The sequence below is a fragment of the Myxococcota bacterium genome, from assembly GCA_040387835.1.
GTDB lineage: Bacteria > Myxococcota > UBA727 > UBA727 > JABDBI01 > JAZKCZ01.
In genome coordinates this window covers 138,138-158,658 of sequence record JAZKCZ010000001.1, presented here as the reverse complement: position 1 = coordinate 158,658, position 20,521 = coordinate 138,138, and the positions used below count along the sequence as shown (strand labels likewise).

At 49.3% G+C, this 20,521-nt stretch carries 18 protein-coding genes, 3 tRNA genes and 1 other RNA gene; 8 read left to right on the top strand and 14 right to left on the bottom strand.

The features are described from left to right. Positions 1-4 precede the first annotated feature (4 nt). Both V4534_00790 and V4534_00785 read left to right on the top strand, forming a co-directional pair. The gene (locus tag V4534_00790) at positions 5-2,056 is read left to right on the top strand and encodes a urocanate hydratase (GenBank protein ID MES2503393.1); all 2,052 of its coding nucleotides are present in this window, start codon (positions 5-7) and stop codon (positions 2,054-2,056) included. A 323-nt stretch (positions 2,057-2,379) separates the two neighbouring features. After that, positions 2,380-3,645, top strand: a complete 1,266-nt coding sequence (locus tag V4534_00785) for a 7-dehydrocholesterol reductase (GenBank protein ID MES2503392.1) — start codon at positions 2,380-2,382, stop codon at positions 3,643-3,645. On the opposite strand, the gene V4534_00780 is transcribed toward V4534_00785, so the two are convergent. The 7 genes from V4534_00780 to V4534_00750 form a co-directional block, all read right to left on the bottom strand. Continuing rightward, positions 3,596-4,825 carry an HAD family hydrolase gene (locus tag V4534_00780; GenBank protein MES2503391.1) on the bottom strand — a complete coding sequence of 410 codons (1,230 nt, stop codon included), beginning with the start codon at positions 4,823-4,825 and terminating at the stop codon, positions 3,596-3,598. The genes V4534_00785 and V4534_00780 overlap by 50 nt on opposite strands. After that, the gene (locus tag V4534_00775) at positions 4,818-6,404 is read right to left on the bottom strand and encodes a dual specificity protein phosphatase family protein (protein ID MES2503390.1); all 1,587 of its coding nucleotides are present in this window, start codon (positions 6,402-6,404) and stop codon (positions 4,818-4,820) included. The genes V4534_00780 and V4534_00775 overlap by 8 nt, the downstream gene beginning before the upstream one ends. Before the next feature lie 32 nt (positions 6,405-6,436). Continuing rightward, positions 6,437-6,916: a hypothetical protein gene (locus V4534_00770; protein ID MES2503389.1), complete on the bottom strand. Its 480-nt coding sequence runs from the start codon at positions 6,914-6,916 to the stop codon at positions 6,437-6,439. A 45-nt stretch (positions 6,917-6,961) separates the two neighbouring features. Beyond that, complete coding sequence (locus V4534_00765; GenBank protein MES2503388.1) at positions 6,962-7,741, bottom strand: protein kinase family protein; 780 nt, start codon at positions 7,739-7,741, stop codon at positions 6,962-6,964. Positions 7,742-7,907: 166 nt separating this feature from the next. Further along, entirely contained in the window at positions 7,908-8,252 is a 345-nt protein-coding gene (gene rsfS / locus V4534_00760) for a ribosome silencing factor (protein MES2503387.1), read from the bottom strand. Next, entirely contained in the window at positions 8,209-10,263 is a 2,055-nt protein-coding gene (scpA, locus tag V4534_00755) for a methylmalonyl-CoA mutase (protein MES2503386.1), read from the bottom strand. The genes rsfS and scpA overlap by 44 nt, the downstream gene beginning before the upstream one ends. After that, the gene (locus tag V4534_00750; GenBank protein MES2503385.1) at positions 10,260-10,892 is read right to left on the bottom strand and encodes a LysE family transporter; all 633 of its coding nucleotides are present in this window, start codon (positions 10,890-10,892) and stop codon (positions 10,260-10,262) included. Before V4534_00750 ends, scpA begins: the two co-directional genes overlap by 4 nt. Positions 10,893-10,927: 35 nt before the next feature. On the opposite strand from V4534_00750, the gene V4534_00745 reads away from it, so the two are divergent. Continuing rightward, positions 10,928-12,973: a DUF4215 domain-containing protein gene (locus V4534_00745; protein ID MES2503384.1), complete on the top strand. Its 2,046-nt coding sequence runs from the start codon at positions 10,928-10,930 to the stop codon at positions 12,971-12,973. Positions 12,974-13,048: 75 nt separating this feature from the next. After that, positions 13,049-13,996: an NAD-dependent epimerase/dehydratase family protein gene (locus V4534_00740; GenBank protein ID MES2503383.1), complete on the top strand. Its 948-nt coding sequence runs from the start codon at positions 13,049-13,051 to the stop codon at positions 13,994-13,996. Between the two features lie 137 nt (positions 13,997-14,133). On the opposite strand, the gene V4534_00735 is transcribed toward V4534_00740, so the two are convergent. Then, positions 14,134-14,889 (bottom strand): FKBP-type peptidyl-prolyl cis-trans isomerase, encoded by a 756-nt coding sequence (locus tag V4534_00735; protein ID MES2503382.1) that lies wholly within the window; start codon positions 14,887-14,889, stop codon positions 14,134-14,136. A gap of 78 nt (positions 14,890-14,967) precedes the next feature. Here V4534_00735 and V4534_00730 point away from each other — a divergent pair, with 78 nt between their 5' ends. Next, positions 14,968-15,579 carry a DUF3788 family protein gene (locus V4534_00730; protein ID MES2503381.1) on the top strand — a complete coding sequence of 204 codons (612 nt, stop codon included), beginning with the start codon at positions 14,968-14,970 and terminating at the stop codon, positions 15,577-15,579. On the opposite strand, the gene dnaX is transcribed toward V4534_00730, so the two are convergent. From dnaX to V4534_00710, 4 genes are all read right to left on the bottom strand, one after another. Next, positions 15,576-17,171 (bottom strand): DNA polymerase III subunit gamma/tau, encoded by a 1,596-nt coding sequence (gene dnaX, locus V4534_00725; protein ID MES2503380.1) that lies wholly within the window; start codon positions 17,169-17,171, stop codon positions 15,576-15,578. The genes V4534_00730 and dnaX overlap by 4 nt on opposite strands. Before the next feature lie 11 nt (positions 17,172-17,182). Next, positions 17,183-17,279: signal recognition particle sRNA small type (gene ffs / locus V4534_00720), an RNA gene on the bottom strand. After that, positions 17,277-17,367, bottom strand: a tRNA-Ser gene (locus V4534_00715). Before V4534_00715 ends, ffs begins: the two co-directional genes overlap by 3 nt. A gap of 6 nt (positions 17,368-17,373) precedes the next feature. Next, positions 17,374-17,463, bottom strand: a tRNA-Ser gene (locus V4534_00710). A 95-nt stretch (positions 17,464-17,558) separates the two neighbouring features. On the opposite strand from V4534_00710, the gene V4534_00705 reads away from it, so the two are divergent. Both V4534_00705 and V4534_00700 read left to right on the top strand, forming a co-directional pair. Beyond that, positions 17,559-17,634, top strand: a tRNA-Phe gene (locus V4534_00705). A 173-nt stretch (positions 17,635-17,807) separates the two neighbouring features. Beyond that, a complete protein-coding gene (locus V4534_00700; GenBank protein ID MES2503379.1) occupies positions 17,808-18,071 on the top strand; it encodes a GIY-YIG nuclease family protein in 264 nt (87 codons plus the stop codon). A 17-nt stretch (positions 18,072-18,088) separates the two neighbouring features. On the opposite strand, the gene V4534_00695 is transcribed toward V4534_00700, so the two are convergent. Both V4534_00695 and V4534_00690 read right to left on the bottom strand, forming a co-directional pair. Continuing rightward, positions 18,089-18,388, bottom strand: coding sequence for a Dabb family protein (locus V4534_00695; protein MES2503378.1), 300 nt, complete (start codon positions 18,386-18,388; stop codon positions 18,089-18,091). Then, on the bottom strand, positions 18,385-19,590 hold the full coding sequence (locus V4534_00690) for a hypothetical protein (GenBank protein ID MES2503377.1): 1,206 nt from the start codon (positions 19,588-19,590) through the stop codon (positions 18,385-18,387). Before V4534_00690 ends, V4534_00695 begins: the two co-directional genes overlap by 4 nt. A gap of 98 nt (positions 19,591-19,688) precedes the next feature. Here V4534_00690 and V4534_00685 point away from each other — a divergent pair, with 98 nt between their 5' ends. Beyond that, positions 19,689-20,519 carry a hypothetical protein gene (locus tag V4534_00685; GenBank protein ID MES2503376.1) on the top strand — a complete coding sequence of 277 codons (831 nt, stop codon included), beginning with the start codon at positions 19,689-19,691 and terminating at the stop codon, positions 20,517-20,519. Positions 20,520-20,521: the final 2 nt, after the last annotated feature.

Sequence of the window (20,521 nt, the reverse complement as noted above, 5' to 3'; positions counted from 1 at the left end):
GGTCATGTACCGAGATTTAAGCTTCAAAAATAGCATACTCGCTGGAATCCCATCATCTCTGCCGGCACCACTGGTCGTAGATAGGTCGATCAATCATGCGCCTAAGCGCAAAGATATTCTGAACGTCAAAGAAAAGCGTTTAGCGATTCAAAATGCGCTGCGCTACTTCGATCCAAAACACCATGCGCAGCTCATGCCTGAGTTCGCTCAAGAACTAAAAGACTTTGGGCGTATCTACATGCATCGTTTCCGCCCCAGCTATGACATGTGTGCAAGACCTCTTGATGAGTATCCGCATCAATCGCGCCAGGCTGCTGCCATCATGTTGATGATTCAAAACAATCTGGATCCCAAAGTTGCTCAGCACCCGCACGAGCTAATCACCTACGGTGGAAACGGCGGCGTGTTTCAAAACTGGGCGCAATACCTGTTGACCATGCAATATCTGGCAACCATGACCGACGAGCAGACCTTGGTCATGTATTCCGGCCACCCCATGGGCTTATTTCCCTCTCATGCCGGCGCCCCGCGTGTGGTGGTGACCAACGGCCTGATGGTTCCCAACTACTCAAAGCCCGATGACCTGGACCGATTCACCGCTCTTGGTGTTACCCAGTACGGCCAAATGACAGCCGGCTCGTTTATGTATATCGGCCCGCAAGGCATCGTGCATGGCACCATGCTGACGCTGTTAAATGCCGGTCGCAAAATCGGAGGCGATGGCATTAAAGTTTTCGTATCCTCTGGCCTTGGCGGCATGTCAGGTGCGCAGGGAAAAGCAGCAGTCATTGCCGGAGCCATTGCTATCATCGCCGAAGTGAATCCCAAAGCCATTCAAAAGCGACATGCACAAGGTTGGATCGATGAAATATTTTCTGACCTAGACGCCCTTTTGGCCAGATTAAAAATTGCCAAAGCCGACCAAAAACCTATCTCTTTGGGCTTTCAAGGCAACGTTATCGATTTATGGGAGGCGCTTGCCAAGCATGAGATTAAAATCGATCTTGGCTCGGATCAAACTTCACTGCACAATCCATTAGCTGGTGGCTACTACCCAGCTGACATGAGCTTGGAAACGGCTCAAAAAATGATGGCTGAAGATCCAGAAAACTTTGAGCGTGAAGTTCGAAATTCGCTTGTACGTCATGCCAATGCCATCCGGAAAATGACGGATCAAGGCATGTATTTTTTCGACTACGGCAACGCCTTTTTACTGGAAGCATCCAGATCCGGAGCAGATATCCAGTTAGCAGATGGAAGCTTTTGCTACCCTTCGTATGTTCAAGATATTATGGGGCCGATGTGTTTCGATTTTGGGTTTGGACCGTTTCGCTGGGTGTGCACATCCGGGCGAGATGAAGACCTGCGTCAAACTGATTTAATCGCAGCCGAAGTTCTAGAAAGTATCCTAAGAACCGCTCCGGCAGAAATCAGCGCACAGCTACAAGACAACCTCACTTGGATTCGGCAAGCCGAGCAAAATAAACTGGTAGTCGGTTCAAAAGCTCGTATTCTCTATGCCGATGCTGAAGGCCGAATGCAAATCGCCCAAGCTTTTAACCAGGCGATCAAGGACGGCAGGCTTTCCGCGCCGATCGTTTTGGGGCGGGATCATCACGATGTTTCAGGCACAGACTCACCGTATCGCGAAACATCCAACATCGAAGATGGATCAAGCTTTACCGCGGATATGGCGGTGCAAAACTTCGTCGGCGATGCCTTCCGCGGGGCAACCTGGGTATCCCTTCACAATGGGGGCGGCGTAGGTTTCGGGGAAGTAATGAATGGAGGCTTTGGTTTAGTTTTGGATGGATCGGATGAAGCAGATGCCAAACTTCGCTCGATGCTATTTTGGGATGTCAATAACGGCATCGCCAGAAGAAGCTGGGCACGAAACCCGGGCGCACGTTTTGCCATCGAAAGAGCGATGGCCAACGAGCCTTTGCTTAGGGTTACTCACGCAAATTTAGTGGACGAAAAGTTACTCGGAGAAACCTATGACAAAATTTTTTGCGACTCTGCTTTGCCTCTTGCCGACGGTTCTAATGGCTGGTGATTTTTCACCTGCAGCGGGCGAATTATTAGCAGGACCCGAGCTTGAGTCAGCTACAACATCTCCGCCCAACCCTGCCGATTCAGTGGCCGAAGGTGCGATCCCACTGCTGGGGTTGCCAGCGGTATCATTGAGCAGTTCTCACGGGTTCGTGAGCTCTGACAGCTCTATCCCATCGATGCCAGCGGCAGCTGAATCGCTTTTCCCATATTCACCAGACGCAGACTCCAATTCCACTGTAGCGACTGTGTCTATCTCAACTTCGTCCTCAGCTTCTCCGCTAATTTATACACTCCCGGGTTTTCCAGGTTCAAGTGCACGTTAAGATGCGCACATTAATTCGTACGACCATCATTCCTCTGCTTCTGCTCCTATGCTGTTCGCCTTTTGCCATTTTGATTTGGTATACCAATGTGCATTTAGACGGGGCCATTACCGCGCTCGGCTCTCAGCTGATTGAGCAAGGGCTAATCACTGGGATTTGGAACATCTGGCGACCATATTTCTTCGGCAGCTCGATGGCTTGGAGCATCCTTGGAATTTATGCTGTGGTGCAAATCATCTTTATGCGTGTATTACCGGGGAGAACTGTCTCTGGGCCGATGACGCCCACTGGGCACGTTCCGGTTTATAAAGCGAATGGGGTGGCGGCGTTTGTTTGTACCTATGGGTTGTTTATAGCCGGGAGCCTTTGCGGCCTTTATTCATTAGCAATTCTTTACGACAACTTTGGCGGGCTGCTCGGTGCGCTTAATTTGTTTAGCTTGGTTTTTTGCCTGTTTCTCTGTTTGAAAGGCTTGTACTTCCCTTCGACAGCAGACTCCGGCAGCAGCGGCTACCCAGTGTTGGATTATTTTTGGGGTACGGAGTTATACCCCCGGTTATTTGGGGTGGATGTGAAAATGTTCACCAACTGTAGATTCGGCATGATGTCATGGGGCCTGCTGGTCATCTCTTTCGCAGCAAAGCAGCATGAAGTTTATGGGCTTTCGGATTCGATGCTTGTCTCAGCGATTCTTCAGCTTGCTTATGTGGTACGATTTTTCACGGGCGAGGCTTACTACTTGCGCACCACGGATATCATGCATGACAGGGCTGGGTATTATTTGTGCTGGGGCTGTCTAGTTTGGGTGCCGGCGGTTTACACTTCGCCAGCGTTGTTTTTGGTGAACCATCCTAACCATTTAGGCCTATTTTGGTCGGCGGCCATTTTATTAGGCGGGCTTTGCGTCCAGCTCATTACGCTGTCTGCTGACAAACAAAAAGAGCGCGTTCGAAAAACAGACGGCAACTGTTTGGTTTGGGGCAAGCCGCCTAAACTGATTCGCACGAAAACCAGCTTACTACTTGCATCGGGGTGGTGGAGCGTATCTAGACATTTCCATTATTTGCCAGAAATTACAGGGACATTTTTATGGACGGTGCCGGCACTTTTTACGCACTATCTGCCCTACTTCTATCTCACATTCTTAACAATCTTGCTGCTAGACAGAGTCTATAGGCAGGAAAAGCGATGCCAAGCTAAATATGGGGATTTTTGGGCTACATACTGCAAGGCAGTGCCTCAGAAATTGCTCCCAAAGGTATGGTAGCTTTCAGGTGCCATCTAACATAGAACGCCGATATTGGCTCTGCTTCGCTTCCCATGTTTAGTTTTAAGCCGAACCATTTTTTATTATTGGCACTAATTGCTTGTTCAACGCTCAGGCCCCGGTTCAAATCCTTAAAAATTGCCTGCACTGCGTAACCCACATTTCTTAAAGTGGCATCCATCTCATTATTCTTAAGAGGAAAATCGGCTACGATTAAAGCTCTTTCTAAACTAGGCTTGCATACGTCAACCGTATTATCGACAATTAAACTATTTATTCGCCCCAAGCGATTCAGCTCCTTGGCGTACTTTGGCTCAGTAAACCAGCTTGGATCTCGATAAATCGCTTCATCAAATAGGTTGTCATGGTGGTGAAAAGTTTCACTCAACGCCTGCTCGGCGGTGTCTTGTACAGATGCGGTCCAAAGCACCAACTCAAGACCAGGCACAGATCGCAAGTAAGCGATAAGTTCCTCACCATAAGGCCTCGCTGTTGCAGGCTCAGAACACCGATTGGAAATCAGTGTCTCGTCCAAATCTAAGACGACCGTCAAGCGGTGCTCCGAAGATTGGTGTAACGGCTCTAGTAAATGACTGCTTGACGGCAGAACAGGTACTAACTTCACAATCGTCGGTGCAGCTCCCGCTGCTATTTCTAGGCGGTCATAACCAGCATTGTATATATGAAGTAAGTTGACGACACGGCAGGGGCTACAGGGAAAGTTTTGAAAAAGAACGGCAGTATCATCATCTCCAGGCTGATATATTCGAAGCTCAATTCCGTAAAGACGGGCAATCGCAGGAAGCATCCCACCTCCAATTTCATATCTGGGGCTAAAGTTGTTCTGGAGATAATTATCGTTGACGTAAGTTTCTAAATTGTCTCCTTCGAAGACTTCTTTAGAGAGCATATCGCGGACGACCCGGTCATCTGTCTGTAGAGCCATTAAGACGCGGCGGACAGCATCTCTGCGCAATAAACCCATCGCCCTGAATGCTGAGTTTTTGAACTGATTGGATATGGGGTACCACCCCGCTGTCGGCTCTTCTGCCGTCCGGTTCTGACTGTCTTGCCGAATCTGGTTGTCAGCGAATGTCCTCGGCAGCACCGCAGCGCCGGACCCGCTCTGCATAGAAAAAAGCGTCGCGCACCAGAAGCTCGTTAAAAAAAGCTTAATCATCCAAATCGCCACTTGGTCCATTCGGGAGTCTACGAGTTTGGCAATCGCGTGTTGGCATATCTCCATCCGATGATGAGCCATCGCCTATGGTCGTAATTCCCAAACGATCAAAGGGTGCAGATTCGTCTTGAGCTGCCTGAACGGCGTCAGCTGGAATCGCAACAGATAATCCCAGTTGCGTCAAAGATGCAATTAACTCACCTTCTTCGACTTTTAGCTTGAGCGTCAGGGCAAGATCTACCAACTGCCTCATAAATCCTGCATTGGGGCGGATAAATGGACGAGTTAGCCAAACGTGTTCAATGGCATGGATTAGAGACATATTCTGGTGAACCATTAACCAGGCGATAACTACCGTAGAAGAACGAGAAACACCTTGAGCACAGTTCACCATCACCGCGGCCCCGCCTTTAATCAAGGCGTTTAGTTCGTCAGCAACTATACGCAAACTAATGGGCTGCTGGGCGTCATCCATTAAATCCAAATGGGTCACAGCAATCGATGGGGCGAGGCGGCCCGCAACCTCTCTGACTTCCCGAGCACAATTTATCACGGCTGTGACACCAAGTCTTTTCAAATTATCGGGACAACAATGACGTTGCCCACCCAGATACAAACGCTCCCAGATGGGACTTGGGTAACCGTCCGCGAATTTTACCTGTTCACCAGCAAAGCGTTGCACAATATTCGGATGGTTATCAATAATTACCCGCGGTCCATTCTCCAGTAAACTGATGGGTCCCGATACTATCGGGTTTTGGGTCAAGTCCAGTTCGCTGTCCGAATTCTGAGACAAAAAAACATACCAAGATTCAGGAAATTCAGACAGCAAGTTATCGTACAAAATAATCTCTTTCAACTCGATGAAGGCAGGCAGGGAAAAAGTATTCGCTAACTTACAATGGCTGAGGTTTAGAATCGTAATTTTATTTCTCACTTCAATGGGAAGCCCATGTAGAATTTCTTCAAAAATCTCTGGAGAGAGCTCTAACCTCGAAAAATCTAGCCTGTTTGTGGATACAGAGTTAGCAACTCTCCTATATGCGGCATCTGCCAGCACATCATCAATATGAAGCTCATCCAGAAAGTCGCTGAAATCATTCATCACACCAATTAATGCCTGAGGAATATTAGCATTTCCGCGGGTAGTTCTTGCTCTACCGTTCGTGCCTGTGCTATCCCTGTCCCTGGCTCCCGCTGCAGCCCCAGACTTAGCATCCGTCGATGCGCCGCAGCCTGCTTGTTTGATGCCAGGAACAGAAATGTGCTTAGGAAGAACTGTTTGTTCTGAACCTTCAGCAACAGGCGGCGCTTCGAAGCAAGGCAGGAGCAAGTTTCGTAAATATTGAACCATTAAAATCGCCCAAGCCCATTTTTCGGATACGCTTAGATGTTCGCCGGATTGCTGTTTCTTTTCGAGTACCAGATACTTTTGCCAATCAAACGCCGCTATCGACGACTCTCTGCCGAAGGGCTCTTGGTCGCCCAGAGGCTGCAATACTGCCATGCCGGATTGGGCATTGATAAAACTTGTCACCAAGAACAAAAGAAGGAAGCATCGAAATAGAAACCCGTTCATGGCGCGGTGTTTAGAAATTATAAATTTGCCCGTCAATCCATCAGTTCGACATTTTCAGGCTGCACGCGCATGCGGCGCAGTGCCAACTTAGTCGCTAAAATCACATGGGGTAGCACGTAGATACCGATGGTTACGGCGGCGCCAATTTTTAAATGTTCTTCATAATTCTCAATTAGCACCCAACCCGATGCGGCGAGTCCCGAAAGGGTTGATAGAAACCCAAGGATGACCGAGCTTAATATCAATTGTGGCTCTAAAGGTATGTATGCCTGCCTTGCCACGCCTGCGCCTAAGCTTAACGTTCCAAGGGCTGCTGCGGCAAAGTTCAAGTACCGCTCATCCCGATGACTCGTCAAAGCCATATATAAGCAGCTTGCCGACGCCAATGCTGCTGCTGCAACTGCGATCATAAGATGGGCAGTGCCTGGATTGCGGTCTACCCAACCCTCAGGCTGGTTGGCGTTTAAAGTAAGAGATGTCAGAACGAAAATAGTTATTAACAGTCGCTTCACGTGGAGCGATAGCTAGCTTGTCTCAATTCACTTGCCAACTACCTTTCATGCGTCGTCGAACCATGGATCCATCAAAATCGAAACGATGGATTCGTGGCCACTTAAACAGCGGTTGATAAGGCGCGTGGTTGCTTGATCCGGTGTTGCTCGCTGGACGAATAACTCTTTTAGTGTGACCCCTGCTGAATACAGATCAATGCGAACTGGGTTTAAAGATGCGTCTAAATAATCGTCGCGGTATTGCGGTGTGCCAATCGGCAAATGAGCTTCTTCGATGAAGGGACATATGGGGTCAAAAAAGCGAGCTTCACCGAAGTCGATGACTTTAAGTTCACGGCTATCAGCATTCCAAAGCAAGTTGGCTGGCTTAATATCTAGGTGAGCAATGCCTTCGCCATGGCAAAAATCAAGGGTTTGAAGAAGCTGTTTGAAAATGATTTTAAAGTCAGCTGCCGAGGGCGTCTGCCGTTGCAAAGATTCAGCGTTGATCAGATCGGTGGTGATGCGAATGGTCTCATCATTCTTTTTACTGCCAACGAAATGAACCACATGGGGGTGGATGCTGAGCTTTTGCAAAGCCTTGATCTCGGTTCTGGGATCTCGACTCGCGCTCATCTCTTTGACCGCATAGCTCCCGCTAGACACGGTCTGAACTTTATATACCCGGGCCGAGCCGCCATCGCCTATCAGCTCGACAGCGTCGATCTCAAAGCTGGCACTTAAATCCGCTGGCGTATCGATACGATTGCCCAGAGGGTCTGCAAAGGTAGATGAGCTAAAATTGCCTGATTGCTGTGGAAACGGGATGAGTGGTGAAAGCGGCATATGCACAACAACCGCCGAAAAATCTCAGCTATTCTGACTGAATTCGTCATTGCGAGGAGCGCTGTCACCCCGGGCGCAGACCCGGGGTCCAGCCCCCTGCACAACGCTGGATCCCGGGTCAAGCCCGGGATGACAGTGCGCTCCTCGCAATGACGAAAGAAGACGGTTAGAATTCGCAGGGGATAATGGCCGCTTCGTGCCAGAAACCGTCCAAATTATAATGATGGCGCAAGCCTTCCAAGAATACGTGGACGACCACATCACCGAAATCGCATAGTGCCCAATTGCCGAATTCTAGGCCTTCGACACCCAAAGGTTTTTTCTTGAGCTTGGCCATTTCATCCAAGATATTTTGTGCAATGGCGGAGACCTGTCTCTCACTGGGCGCCTCACAAATCACAAAATAGTCTGTGTAACTGGTGAGCTTTGCCACTTCCAAGATTAGTATTTTTTCAGCCTTTTTCTCATTAGCGAAAAAAGCCGCTTTTTGAGCCATTTCTAATGCGTTCATTTAAGCATTCTAATACTTCCCCAGCGGATTTCAGCAAGGGGGTTGCAGGCCCAAAGATGCCGGCGACACCTATCTCTTTGAGAATGTCAGCGTCTTTAGCGGGTATCACACCGCCTGCGAACACCAAAATGTCTTCCGCTTGCATGTCTTTCAGTGCAGAGATTAGCTGCGGGATAAGCGTTTTATGCCCGCCCGTGAGCGTAGAAATGCCGATGGCATGCACGTCATTTTCAACCGCATGCCTGGCAACTTCTTCGGGCGTTAAAAACAGTGGACTTAAATCAACGTCAAAACCAAAGTCAGCAAAAGCCGTGGCTACGATTTTTGCCCCCCTATCATGACCATCTTGACCTAACTTAGCGATTAATATGCGAGGTCTGCGCCCCTCGAGCGCTTCAAATGCATCAACTTTATCTAACAGCGCCGTTTTTTCGTCTGAGATTCCTAAACCTTGTGTGTACACGCCTGATACCACCTGAGTTGTCGCTTCAAACCGCCCAAAAACACTGGCTAAACATTCGGAAACTTCGCCTAAAGTCGCCCTCGCTCGCATGGCTTCAATGCTTAAAGCCAGCAAGTTGCTGTTATTTCTGGCGCCTGCTTCTAAATTCCTCAAGGCGGCGATAACCGCTTTGGAATCCCTACTGGATTCAAGTTCTTTAAGACCCGCAATCTGCAGCATCCTGACTTGTTCGTTGTCCACAGAGAAAACTTCGGGTATTTCCGGCGTATCTGATTGGAAGCGATTAACGCCGACTAAAACCTCCGCGCCAGAATCCAGACGAGCCTGGCGAGCAGCCGCGCATTCCTCGATCCATAGCTTCGGGATGCCTGAGATAACAGCCTTGGTCATGCCGCCGAGATCATCTGTCTTTTCAATAATCTCGCGGGCCCGCTTTACCAAATCCGCAGTTAGACTTTCCATTAAGTACGAGCCACCCCAAGGGTCTATGATGCCTGGGATGCCTGTTTCATGCATGAGAATCAGCTGCGTGTTTCTAGCGATATGCGCCGAAAACTCACTCGGCAGCGCCAAGGCTTCATCAAAAGAATTGGTATGCAATGACTGCGTGCCGCCAAAAATACTGGCCATGGCTTCTATAGTCGTGCGGACAATGTTGTTGGTGGGGTCTTGCGCTGTCAAACTCCAGCCAGATGTTTGGCAATGGGTGCGGAGCATCGAAGACTGCGCCTTTGTAGGTTCAAACTGAGCCATCAGCTCTGCCCAAAGTTGCCGCGCCGCTCGGAGCTTAGCAACTTCGCAGTAGAAGTTCATGCCCGTTGCAAAGAAAAAGCTTAGCCGCGGCGCAAACTCGTCAATTGCTAGGCCTCTTTGCAGCGCTGTTCGCACATACTCCAAACCGTCCGCCAAGGTTAACCCAAGCTCCAAAGCTAAATCCGCGCCTGCCTCATGAATGTGATAACCACTCACGCTGATCGAATTAAATTTAGGCATCTGCCGCGCGCAATACTCAATCACATCCGCCACAATGCGCATCGATGGCTCAGGCGGATAGATATAGGTGTTGCGCACCATAAACTCTTTCAGAATGTCATTTTGAATGGTGCCACTTAGGGCCTCAGGAGCCACACCAAACTCTTCGGCCGCGACGATAAAAGCCGCCAATACCGGCAGCACAGCGCCATTCATGGTCATCGACACGCTAACTTTGTCTAAAGGAATGCCTTCAAACAAGCGTTTCATATCTTCAACCGAATCAATGGCCACGCCCGCGTTGCCCACATCGCCCATCACGCGCGGGTGATCCGAATCAAACCCTCGATGGGTCGCTAAATCAAAAGCAACCGACAAACCCGTTTGCCCTGCCGCCAAAGCTTGATGATAAAATCGATTGGTTTGCTCAGCCGTCGAAAATCCCGCATATTGCCGAATGGTCCATGGATGCTCCGGCCTGATACTACTGCGAAGACCTCGAGTATACGGCGCCTCCCCGGGCTGGGTATTGGGAATGTCCAAAACATCCTGAGAGGTATAAAAAGTTTTGGTCATAGGGCGCTAATAATCACGATCACGGAAAATAGCATTAACAAAACACCTGAAATCATCCCTACCATATGCATGTGCTCATCTCGCAGACGTTTTTTGAGCAGAATCGCCATCGACGCCAAAAAAAGCCACCAAGAAAACGAGCCTAAAAACACGGGCGCCACAAACACCCAAGGATGCCTAAAATCCGCCGCGGATATCTGCATACCAGCCATCACCGCCACGTACGCCAGCACTGTCATCGGGTTACTCAACGTCAAGAAAAACGACGAAATCAGCGCTCTAATATATCCTTTATGCTCCGGCAGACCGCCCGCTTTGCGCATACGCTTAGCTTCATGAAAGATCTTCATGCCTAAAAAGCCTAAAAACAGCCCGCCACCGATGCGAAATACAGTCTGATGCTGCAGCAAGAAATCTGAAACAACAGATAAGCCTAAGATACCAACCAAGCCATAAAGCGAATCTGCTGTGGCAATACCAATGCCCGTAATTAGCCCGGTCAAAAAGCCAAAATGCAAAGTGCGTTGAATGCATAAAAGCGCCATGGGGCCAACCGGAACTGCCAGTACCAAACCTACAGCAAATGCTTTTAATAAAAACAGATAAGAATCCATATGCGAAGCGAACACTACCAAGAAGCCGGTCTCCTTGCAACTTTTTGGAAATGAAAGGGGTTTCTCGCCGGTTAAAGCGCCAGAACCTAAATCAAGGAGAAACCATGGGTATTTTCAAGAAATCACTCTGTCTCATGCTGTCGGCACTGTTAGTGCCTTTACCAATGTCCTTCGCCCAAACCATGCCCCCGGCAGGCGATGACTATACCATTTGCTATATTGACCCAAATAACCCTACCAGCCAGACGACTGTACAAGTGGGCGCTGCCTCAGTACTTGCGTCCCTGCAAGCAGGTTCGTACTTGGGTGCTTGCTCTAGCGTTCATACCGGCAACGAAATTTGCTTCGTACCTCCAGGTAATGCCAGCGGTGCGTCAACCATCACTGTCAACAATGCTGAACTTCAAGCCTACTTAAAGAGTGGATCTTATTTGGGATCATGCGGCCGACGTGAAGGAAAAATTAAGCTTTGTAAGATTGTTGGTCGCGCCAGCGTCAACCTTGAAATTGACATAAGCGCACTTCCTGCCGCGCTAGCCGTGGGGGCAACCATTGGCCCTTGCGCACCAAAGGCCACGGATGAATGTAGCGAAGATCCGTCCTACGACGTCTGTCATAACCCATCCATCGATGGCGGAACAACCACTTCGGTTAAAGCTTGCCGACTACTGTCACATTTGTTGCATGGCGATTATCTAGGCGCTTGTAACTCGCCCTTCACCGAAAGGCCTACCACAACGACCGAAGCGCCAACTACCACAACGACTGAAGCCCCAACCACAACAACCACCGGTGCACCTCAAAATACCATTGCTGGCGGTCCAGGCGAAGGCCCAAGAGACATCACTGTCTTGATGTGCATCGTGCCTCAAGGTGCTCCACAGAATTCATACGAAGAACGCGTTCCCTTGCTTCGCGTGCTTAGTTACTTGCTGAGAGGCAGCTATTTGGGACACTGCAAACAAGCACCTGAGTGCTGCGGTGACGGCCGAGTAAGCGGCAATGAACAATGCGACACTGGCGGTATCGATACAGCAGATTGCTACAACTGTAAGCGTCCAGTCTGTGGTGATGGCATCTTGCAAAGACTAGCCGGCGAAGAGTGTGACATTGCTGCAACCACCAACAGCTCATATTGCCTCACCAATTGCCTCTTCAACCGCTGTGGTGACGGGCAAGTTTGGGCAGGCGTAGAAGCATGTGACGATGCGGGCTTTTCAGCCACTTGTAATCGTGACTGCACCACCTCCGTTTGCGGCGATGGCATTTTGAATGCAGTAGCTGGCGAAACTTGCGATGACGGCAATCTTGCGAACGGCGACGGTTGCAGCAGCACCTGCCAGATCGAAACACGTTGCGGTAATGGTGTGGTTGAAGGTTGCGAAGAATGCGATTTAGGGCTTTTAAATAACTGGGACGGTTACTGCCTACCAAACTGCAAGCTCGCCAAATGCGGAGACGGCAAGACTTTCTCACCATTCGAAGAATGCGATGACAGAAACAACAGAAAAGCGGACAGCTGCGTCAATTGCAAAAATGCAACTTGCGGCGACGGCTACAAGCAATGGGGCGTTGAGCAATGTGACCAAGGTGACCGAAATGACAATACCAACTGGTGTCGCTCAGATTGTCGCTTTAACTATTGCGGCGATGGCTATCCACTATTAGGCAGAGAAGAATGCGACTTCGGTTACTTCAACAACAACACTGGCCTTTGCACGGAATGCTGCCGTTTCAACTATTGCGGTGATGGTTATGTGCACGCAGGTGTAGAAGAATGTGACACCGGTACCTTCAGCGAAAATGGCGCTTGCAGACCAGGCTGTAAAAAAGCCTTCTGCGGTGACGGCGTGGTCCAAGCCGGTGTGGAAGTTTGCGATGATGGCAAGTTCAATGGTGACAGACATCGTTGTAACCGTGACTGCTCAGGTGAAACTGAAACCCACCTAAGCCATGGTGCTATCGCTGGTATCGCTATCGGTGCAGCAGCATTTGTTGGTGTGGTCGCAGCTTTAATCGCAGTTGCTGTGAAGCTCTGCCATAAAGCGGTGCCTACAGACAACAATGCGCCTAACACCGTGATTCAAAAGCCGTAACAAGCGTCCTTGCACTAACCTAAGACCACCCTGATCACTCTAGGTGGTCTTTTCAATTAAGTGCTACGTTGCCCCATGCGAATCTTCGTCACCGGTGGTAATGGTTTTATAGGCTCCCATGTTGTCAAAACATTGCTCTCAAAAGGCTATCAAGTGCGATGCCTCCTCAGGCCAACGAGTGACACGAAGCGCTTAAGCGGCCTTGATTATGAACCCGTATTAGGTGATGTCAGACATCAAGACTCTTTAACCACTGGCATGTCAGGCTGCGATGGCATCGTGCACCTAGCCAGCCTATCCAGCTGGAACGATATTGCCTCCCCCGCCATGCATGAAATTGTGGTGAGCGGTAGCAAAAATCTATTTCAAGCAGCCAAAGCCCACGGCATCTCAAAAACTGTATTCGTCAGCAGCGCTGCCGCCATCAACGGCAGCAAAACGCCTGAACTGCAAAATGAAGACAGCACCTTCTCTTTGGAAAAACATCACTTGCCCTACTCAAAAGCCAAACGCGCGGTAGAGCAAATGGACTTCCCCTTCGTGACGGTTAACCCCGGCGAAGTTTACGGCCCAAACGACTGGAACTTTATCACCGCCGGCAATTTGGTTGATTTCGCCGAAAGCGCGCCTGTGATGGTATGCGCCGGAGGCACCAGTGTGGTACACGTAGAAGATGTCGCCAGCGGTATTGTAGCAGCGTTAGAAAAAGGCCGAATCGGCCAGCGTTATATCTTAGGCGGCGATAACCTGACAATTAGAGAGCTCGCGAAACTAACGTTGGATATTCTCGGTCAAAACAAACGCATTCTGCAAATACCGAACGGTCTGCTGCGCATAGCCGGAAAAACAGCCAGCGCGCTCAAACTGCCCTTCCCCATCCACCCGAATGTAATTCCCTACGCAACCCGCTACTGGATGATGGACAATGAAAAAGCAAAACGTGAGCTCGGTGTCTCTTTTCGAAATGCAAGAGACACACTGGAGCCCACGTTAATGTGGTTAAAAAATGAGGGTCTAATTTAAAATACCCTCTCCTGTTCACAGGAGAGGGAGATTTTGGCTAGCCAAAATCGGGAGAGGTTCTGATTGCGAGCCCTCTCCCGACTTTGCGAGCAAAGTCTCCCTCTCCCATAAATGGGAGAGGGTATAGGACAACCTGATTATTTCTTCGGTTGAACTGGAACAACAGCTTTCTTGTCGGCTTTAACGATCGAAAGCAATTTCACGTTGAACTGCAAGACTTGGTTTGGACCAATGGCCGAACCAGCGCCTTGTGCGCCGTAAGCAAGGTTAGCTGGGATGTATAGTTCCCATTCCGAGCCAACCGGCATCAACTGCAAAGCTTCAGACATACCGGCAATGGTAGTTCCAACTGAGAAAGTTGCTGGTTTACCACGAGTTTTGGTGCTGTCGAAAGTTTTGCCGTCAAGCAATGTGCCGGTGTATTCTACGGTAACGCTTTCATCTGATCGTGCTTTTTCGCCTGTGCCTTCTTTGATCACTTTGTATTGCAAACCGCTTGGAAGGGTCACAACGCCAGCTTTAGTTTTATTTTTTGCCAAAAATTCTTCGCCTTCCTTTTGGTTTGTCTTGCCAGCTTCTTCCATGTCTTTTTTACGTTTTTCCATCAAAGTGGTTCTGAAAGAAGTCATGGTTTCACGCATCTGTTCTTCGGTTAGCGCTGGAGTAGAGTTCTTGTCCAAACCTTGCTTGAATCCTTTTTCAAAGATGCTGACGTTTACGTCGACAGATTGTTCGCCAAAGCTTTTACCTGTACTGTATCCCAGGATATAGCTTACTTTGTCAATTTCGCTTTTTAAATCATCAGCTTTTACAACTGAGTTAGTGCTTTTACTGCAACTGCTGCTGGCCAACATGCCCACAACTAAAATCAATAATCCGATAAGTCTCATCATGTTTTTCTCCTTGGAAGAACGCTATTCAAGCACATTTCTGGGTTTTACAAAAGAGTCATTTCATGGCAGAATGCGAAAATGGCAAAAAGCCCGCTGAAAGATAAAGATTTTATACCTGATGATGAGTCGCTTTCTAAAATATTAGGAAGCAGGTGGACCCGATATGGCGAAACCCTCGTGGAACTCGGAAAACGCAAACTATATCCTGAAATGTATTGGTATGGTCCTTCCAGCGGCTGGGCACCTAGATTTTGCATCGGCGAAGTAACAGTCTGCGGAATTTATCTCGCACAAAATCCACTCATGGGTTTGGTCGGCGTAGGCGATAAAGTTGGCAACTTCTTAGACCGCGACAACGAGCTCACTCCTAGAGCGCGCGGTCTCTACGAAATGACGCCTAAAAAAGGCCCATTGCGTTGGATCGAAGCGCAGCTTGCTACTCGGGGCGATTTAGAAGCATTTCTATCATTAGTTGATGGCAAGCTGCGCGCTTTGGCAGTGGATGGCATTACTCCAAAAGACACACCGCCAAGCGCTAGAGTTAAAAGACGTGAACCCGGCCCACCAAAAGAGCCTGGCAAACCAGGTCGTAAAGCTGTTAAAGTGAATGAGCCTAAAGAGATCCCGGTGCAGATTGGGCCTCCAAGTCAATTCAGCATTCAAAGCATTTTGAAAGCTGGTCGCGGTTAAGCTTTTCTAACAGCCTTAATCTCACCGCCAAAAATTTCCAATGCTTTTTGGACGGTGGGATGATTACGCGCCTGCTCTTCGATGCTAAGCTGCTGGCGCTTTTCTTCAGATTCTTTCGCCACGTGAATGCTCTCGCTCAGCGTCACTTTAGGCACCACGCCTAAATGTTGCTTACAAATTGCTTGAAACTCTTCGAGCTGGCAAGCTTCTTGCACACGCAAGAAATGCAGCCTTTGATCAAACTCAATTAAGTCTTTACTGTTGTATCGGCCGTGTTCCAAATGATGTGCGACAACAGGCAGAGCACCTGCCACGGCCTCGACATAATCATGCCAAACCCCGGCTTCGCCCGCAGGAGTAGGCGCAGGCGCACGTACAGGCGTGACAACTGGCTTAGGTGGCGGTGGCGCAACCACGGGCATCTGCTTTACAGGTACCGGTGCATGCGATGCCAAAGACTCAAGCCGTGAAAGCGCCTGCTGAACTTCGGTCATCTGCGCGAGTTTCGGCCTGTCAGCGATCTTCAAGAAAGCCAGCTCCACCACCATGCGGGGCTGCTGAGAGCCTACCATTTGGTCCGTCGCTTGAATGGCCATGCCAAATACCCGCTGCAAATCCACGGCATCATACCGCATGGCTCGCTCATCGGTTTGTTTGACCCGTTCGGGGCTTAAATCCGCCAACCCCTCGATTGAGCCAACCGAAGCGGCCAAACAAAGATTGCGCAGCTCTAGAGTGATGCCGTCCAATAGCTGCTTGAAATCATAACCAGCCGTACTGGCTGCTTCAATAAAGCGCATCGACTCTTTGGTGTTGCCTTCAAGCAGTGCATCAGTGGCCTTCACCAGCGTGGTTTTGTCAATTAAACCTAAGATAGAGACTACTTCTTGCACGGTGGCAGTTTCGCCAGAGAAGCTGAGCACTTGATCAAGCAGGCTCAACGCATCTCTCATACCACCATCAGCGTTTTCAGCGATCAATGCCAGGCCTTCAGCATCGACGCTCAGGTTTTCTAGACGCAAGATATTCTGCAAGCGTTCCACAATCACCGCCACGCTCATGCGCCTGAAGTCATAACGCTGGCAACGAGACAAAATCGTAATCGGAATCTTATGCGATTCAGTGGTCGCAAAAATAAACTTCACATGCGGCGGTGGTTCTTCCAGCGTTTTCAGCAAGGCATTAAAAGCATTGGTTGAAAGCATGTGAACTTCATCGATAATAAAAACTTTAAAACGAGCACTGCTGGGCTGATAACGAACGTTTTCCCGCAGTTCGCGGATATCATCCACACCGGTGTTACTGGCGCCATCGATTTCGATCACATCCAAAGACTCGCCCGCGGCAATCTCTTTGCAATGAGCGCAGACACCGCATGGATCTGCCGTAATGCCTGTCTCGCAAGACAAGGCTTTGGCAAGCAAACGAGCCACCGTGGTTTTACCCACGCCCCGGCTACCGGTTAATAAAAATGCATGAGCAATGCGGCCACTTTCCAAAGCCCTTGAAAGCGTTTGAACAATGATTTCCTGACCAACAACATCCGCAAAGCGCTGCGGCCGCCATTTTCTAGCTAGTACTAAATAACTCATGAGATAATCCAAAAAAAAGCCGCTTTCACACAGGACATCCGGTTCTACCGTTGCTTCCTTCCGGACCTGGCGGGGTTTGAACAATCAGCCCTTGCAAAAGCGGCCTGGCGGAGAGAGAGGGATTCGAACCCTCGTTAGTGGATCACACTAAACACGATTTCCAATCGTGCGCCTTCAGCCGCTCGGCCATCTCTCCAACTACTGGCGGACAGCGAGGGATTTGAACCCCCGAGACCCTTGCAGGTCTGTCTGATTTCGAATCAGGTGCCTTCAGCCACTCGGCCAGCTGTCCTAGCTGCAAACAAACTGCAGTCCTTTCCTTAGCGGTCATTTTTTGAAAAAACAACCCTTGACCTTCGGTAAAGATCTGGGCATTAATGTCCTGACGCCTAGGTAGCTCAGTCGGTAGAGCAGAGGATTGAAAATCCTCGTGTCGGTGGTTCGATTCCGCCCCTGGGCACCAGCCTTCGCTCTTCGAGCTACGGCTGGCGCAGCCGGCTGTAGATCGAATTTAGAGCGAGGCTGCCCGCCGTAGTTCACCAAAGGTGAACGTAGGAGGGCCGTAAACCAAAACGCAGGCCTTCATTCCTCTAAAAAAGCCCATCCAAAACCTACAGCATCTCCCTATTCCCAAAGATGCACTACGTCTATCTACTCCAATCAGAATCCAATCCCAATCAAAGCTACACAGGCTACACCAGTGATCTCAGGCAACGCCTCTCCAAACACAATTCCTCCGGGGACCTCCACACGTCAAAATACAAACCCTGGCGCATAGAAGCTTACTTTGCTTTTCCGGATAAAATCACTCCTCTAAATTTCGAACTCTACCTGAAGTCCGCCTCAGGCAGGGCTTTCGCAAAAAAGCGTTTTAGGAACTCCCAAGGGGCGCAGAGCTGAAACAATACCCCTATTTCTCATATTTTATGCGTTAACACCATGTATGGTGGGTTTGCCAGATAGGCCTCGAAGGTCGCATTGGCTTCGTAATGTTTGGGGTGGCTCATAAATACCTGCAGAGCTGCTTCATCTTTAAAATGAATCTCAACCCCTGCACTAATCACCCCTTTGGGCACATATTTGCTGGCATTGGGAAATATTTGGTAGCTTAAGATACCCGGGATTTGATTAATAAACGGTCTGGTCTTTTCCAGCAAAGCAACGCAATCACTGCAAAGCTTTGCGTCGAAATTTGTTATGACAATGTGACGTATCATCTCGATTCAGCCTCTTCCCGATTAACTTGGGCATGCATATTTACCAGCTTTTGCTCCAATTCTGCCAGTTTTGGATGGCCAACTTTTCTCAGGCGAGCCACCAAGCCTGTAACAGCTGCAATATGAAGGTTTGCTTCCTGTTGCCTAGTTTTTAGGCGCTCTGGATAACGCTCCATATTTCGAGGGCCTCGCACGAGTTGAACTTTCAAGCCGACGGTATCCAAGCCCTTAGAAATCGCATCAATTGCATCACCGATATTTTCCTCAGGCTGATTTCCAGATTCAGCCTGAGCCATTAGATATTTTGGATAAGTGATGCCGCTTAACTCGGCAAGTCTTTCATCTCTCGGGTTCAAGAATTTGGTTTGTGTTATAATCGAATCGGCCGCGGCAGATGAAAGTCTATGCCCACTTTCAAAAATGGCTGTTGCCATCTCCACGCTAAGTGGAGGCATTTTAAAAGGCTTATCGAAGTCCAGCGATTTCATCTTCGCCATCATTTCTTTGGCTTCCTCTACATGTCCATATCTGAATGCAATTGACAGATCCCGTACGTTAATTAGGTGGGTAGGCAATTTTCGGATTATCGTGGAAGCAACCTCTTTATTGCCGCTGGCTAAAGCCGCTCCCAATGGTGTTTGACCTCTCTCCTCTTCCGGGATTCCCCCCAATATTACCCGCGCACGATTGTAGTCAGCTTCGGCTTGCTCAACCCTCAGTGACAAATGCTGCTCATCGCCCGGACTAGATTTCTCCCGCGCTGCGGAAGCTTCATCAAGTTGCTGCTTTGCTAGACGCAGCTTTTCCGATGCTGCAGCGTACGACACCGCATTGCCTCCAGGTATCTCAGCCTCGTCAGACATCCTAGCCTCCTTGCTTAGGTCTTCTACACTGGCGTGCTGCGCAATCGCATTCGCCATGGTGGCGCGTTCGGGATCTTGGCTCATAATCATTTGCATGAACCGAGTCGTGCCATTTTGCACTCTATGAAGTTCGGGGTCTTGGGCAGCCATTGTCGTCAATGACCAAGGAAATTTAACGATCGGTTTTTGAAGCTGCCATAGGCGTTTTTTATCCATAAGCGCCACGGGTCCCTGCTTTGACGATTCGAAGTTGTCAGCAGAAGCGTCAGAGGGTGCTGCCTTTCGGGCTGCTTCTTCTACAACAGGCTGCCTAGGCGCATCCTTTCTTATTGGTAACATATTCAAATTTTACATAATATAAATTATATTTTCAATAAATAATAGAATATAAAATTAATCTACGGAATACATTTGGGCCGCAGCTTGGTTCCCGTCTCATGCGAAGTCGATACCTGCTAGCGCTAACCCTAACCCTTCACTTTGCAGCCCAGGGCCAGGGTAATGCAACAAAGCCGTTTAAAAGCTGCTACCGAGCGGAGGCAGAGCATCAAAATCTAGGTACTAGCACTACATGGTCGCTTCTAGTCTATGTGCTTGGATTTCGGGTGGTGCCGCCTATCGTAAAAATTCTTCAAAAGAGATTTGAACCCATCGAAGGTGAAGAGATGTCATGCTGCCGTTCAGGGATTGTGGACGGGTTAAACACGGCTAACACAGTTCCCACCGGGCTCATCAGCGCGGCCCATGTACTGTCATTTGTTTCTTTTTTGGTCACGCCCTATTACTACCGAGCGAGCCTCCAGGCTGAGGCAGAATGCCAGCACGATAAAGATGATTTCCAAGCTCCCGATGCCACCAAACCCACAGAATGCTATGTGGCAGAAGCCGATAAAGATATCTTAGGCTTTGTCATTGGTTACACTTCCGGGTTATGGCTGGGTGTTTATATTGTTATGCCAGCGATTATTTCTACGCTAAGAGGGTGGATTAAAGCGCGACAAAGCGCAGTCGACCCCGCCCCGGATGCAGCTGAAAGCATTCAGATGCCTCAAAGCCCGCATCGCGCGACGTGGGGAGAAGCATTTTCTGAAGGCCTTAAGGAGAGTGAAATGGTTGGCGCGAATTATGCCTTGTTTAACGTGGCACAATTGACCGCCATCGGCTTTGGCATCTTGCCACTTTTAGCCTTCGACGAAAAATTTAGGGACGAGCAGACATGCGAATACGAAAGCGCCATGCGCCGCTATAATGCAAGCCGCCTGCCCTAATC

What these genes read in the sequence shown, in the direction of transcription:
- V4534_00690 (MES2503377.1), bottom strand. Translation starts at nt 19,590, where the DNA reads ATGTTACCAATAAGAAAGGATGCGCCTAGGCAGCCTGTTGTAGAAGAA.
- V4534_00730 (MES2503381.1), top strand. Translation starts at nt 14,968, where the DNA reads ATGGCAAAAAGCCCGCTGAAAGATAAAGATTTTATACCTGATGATGAG.
- rsfS (MES2503387.1), bottom strand. Translation starts at nt 8,252, where the DNA reads ATGAACGCATTAGAAATGGCTCAAAAAGCGGCTTTTTTCGCTAATGAG.
- V4534_00695 (MES2503378.1), bottom strand. Translation starts at nt 18,388, where the DNA reads ATGATACGTCACATTGTCATAACAAATTTCGACGCAAAGCTTTGCAGT.
- V4534_00745 (MES2503384.1), top strand. Translation starts at nt 10,928, where the DNA reads ATGAAAGGGGTTTCTCGCCGGTTAAAGCGCCAGAACCTAAATCAAGGA.
- V4534_00785 (MES2503392.1), top strand. Translation starts at nt 2,380, where the DNA reads ATGCGCACATTAATTCGTACGACCATCATTCCTCTGCTTCTGCTCCTA.
- V4534_00765 (MES2503388.1), bottom strand. Translation starts at nt 7,741, where the DNA reads ATGCCGCTTTCACCACTCATCCCGTTTCCACAGCAATCAGGCAATTTT.
- V4534_00740 (MES2503383.1), top strand. Translation starts at nt 13,049, where the DNA reads ATGCGAATCTTCGTCACCGGTGGTAATGGTTTTATAGGCTCCCATGTT.
- V4534_00775 (MES2503390.1), bottom strand. Translation starts at nt 6,404, where the DNA reads ATGAACGGGTTTCTATTTCGATGCTTCCTTCTTTTGTTCTTGGTGACA.
- V4534_00700 (MES2503379.1), top strand. Translation starts at nt 17,808, where the DNA reads ATGCACTACGTCTATCTACTCCAATCAGAATCCAATCCCAATCAAAGC.
- V4534_00780 (MES2503391.1), bottom strand. Translation starts at nt 4,825, where the DNA reads ATGATTAAGCTTTTTTTAACGAGCTTCTGGTGCGCGACGCTTTTTTCT.
- V4534_00735 (MES2503382.1), bottom strand. Translation starts at nt 14,889, where the DNA reads ATGATGAGACTTATCGGATTATTGATTTTAGTTGTGGGCATGTTGGCC.
- scpA (MES2503386.1), bottom strand. Translation starts at nt 10,263, where the DNA reads ATGACCAAAACTTTTTATACCTCTCAGGATGTTTTGGACATTCCCAAT.
- V4534_00790 (MES2503393.1), top strand. Translation starts at nt 5, where the DNA reads ATGTACCGAGATTTAAGCTTCAAAAATAGCATACTCGCTGGAATCCCA.
- V4534_00685 (MES2503376.1), top strand. Translation starts at nt 19,689, where the DNA reads ATGCGAAGTCGATACCTGCTAGCGCTAACCCTAACCCTTCACTTTGCA.
- dnaX (MES2503380.1), bottom strand. Translation starts at nt 17,171, where the DNA reads ATGAGTTATTTAGTACTAGCTAGAAAATGGCGGCCGCAGCGCTTTGCG.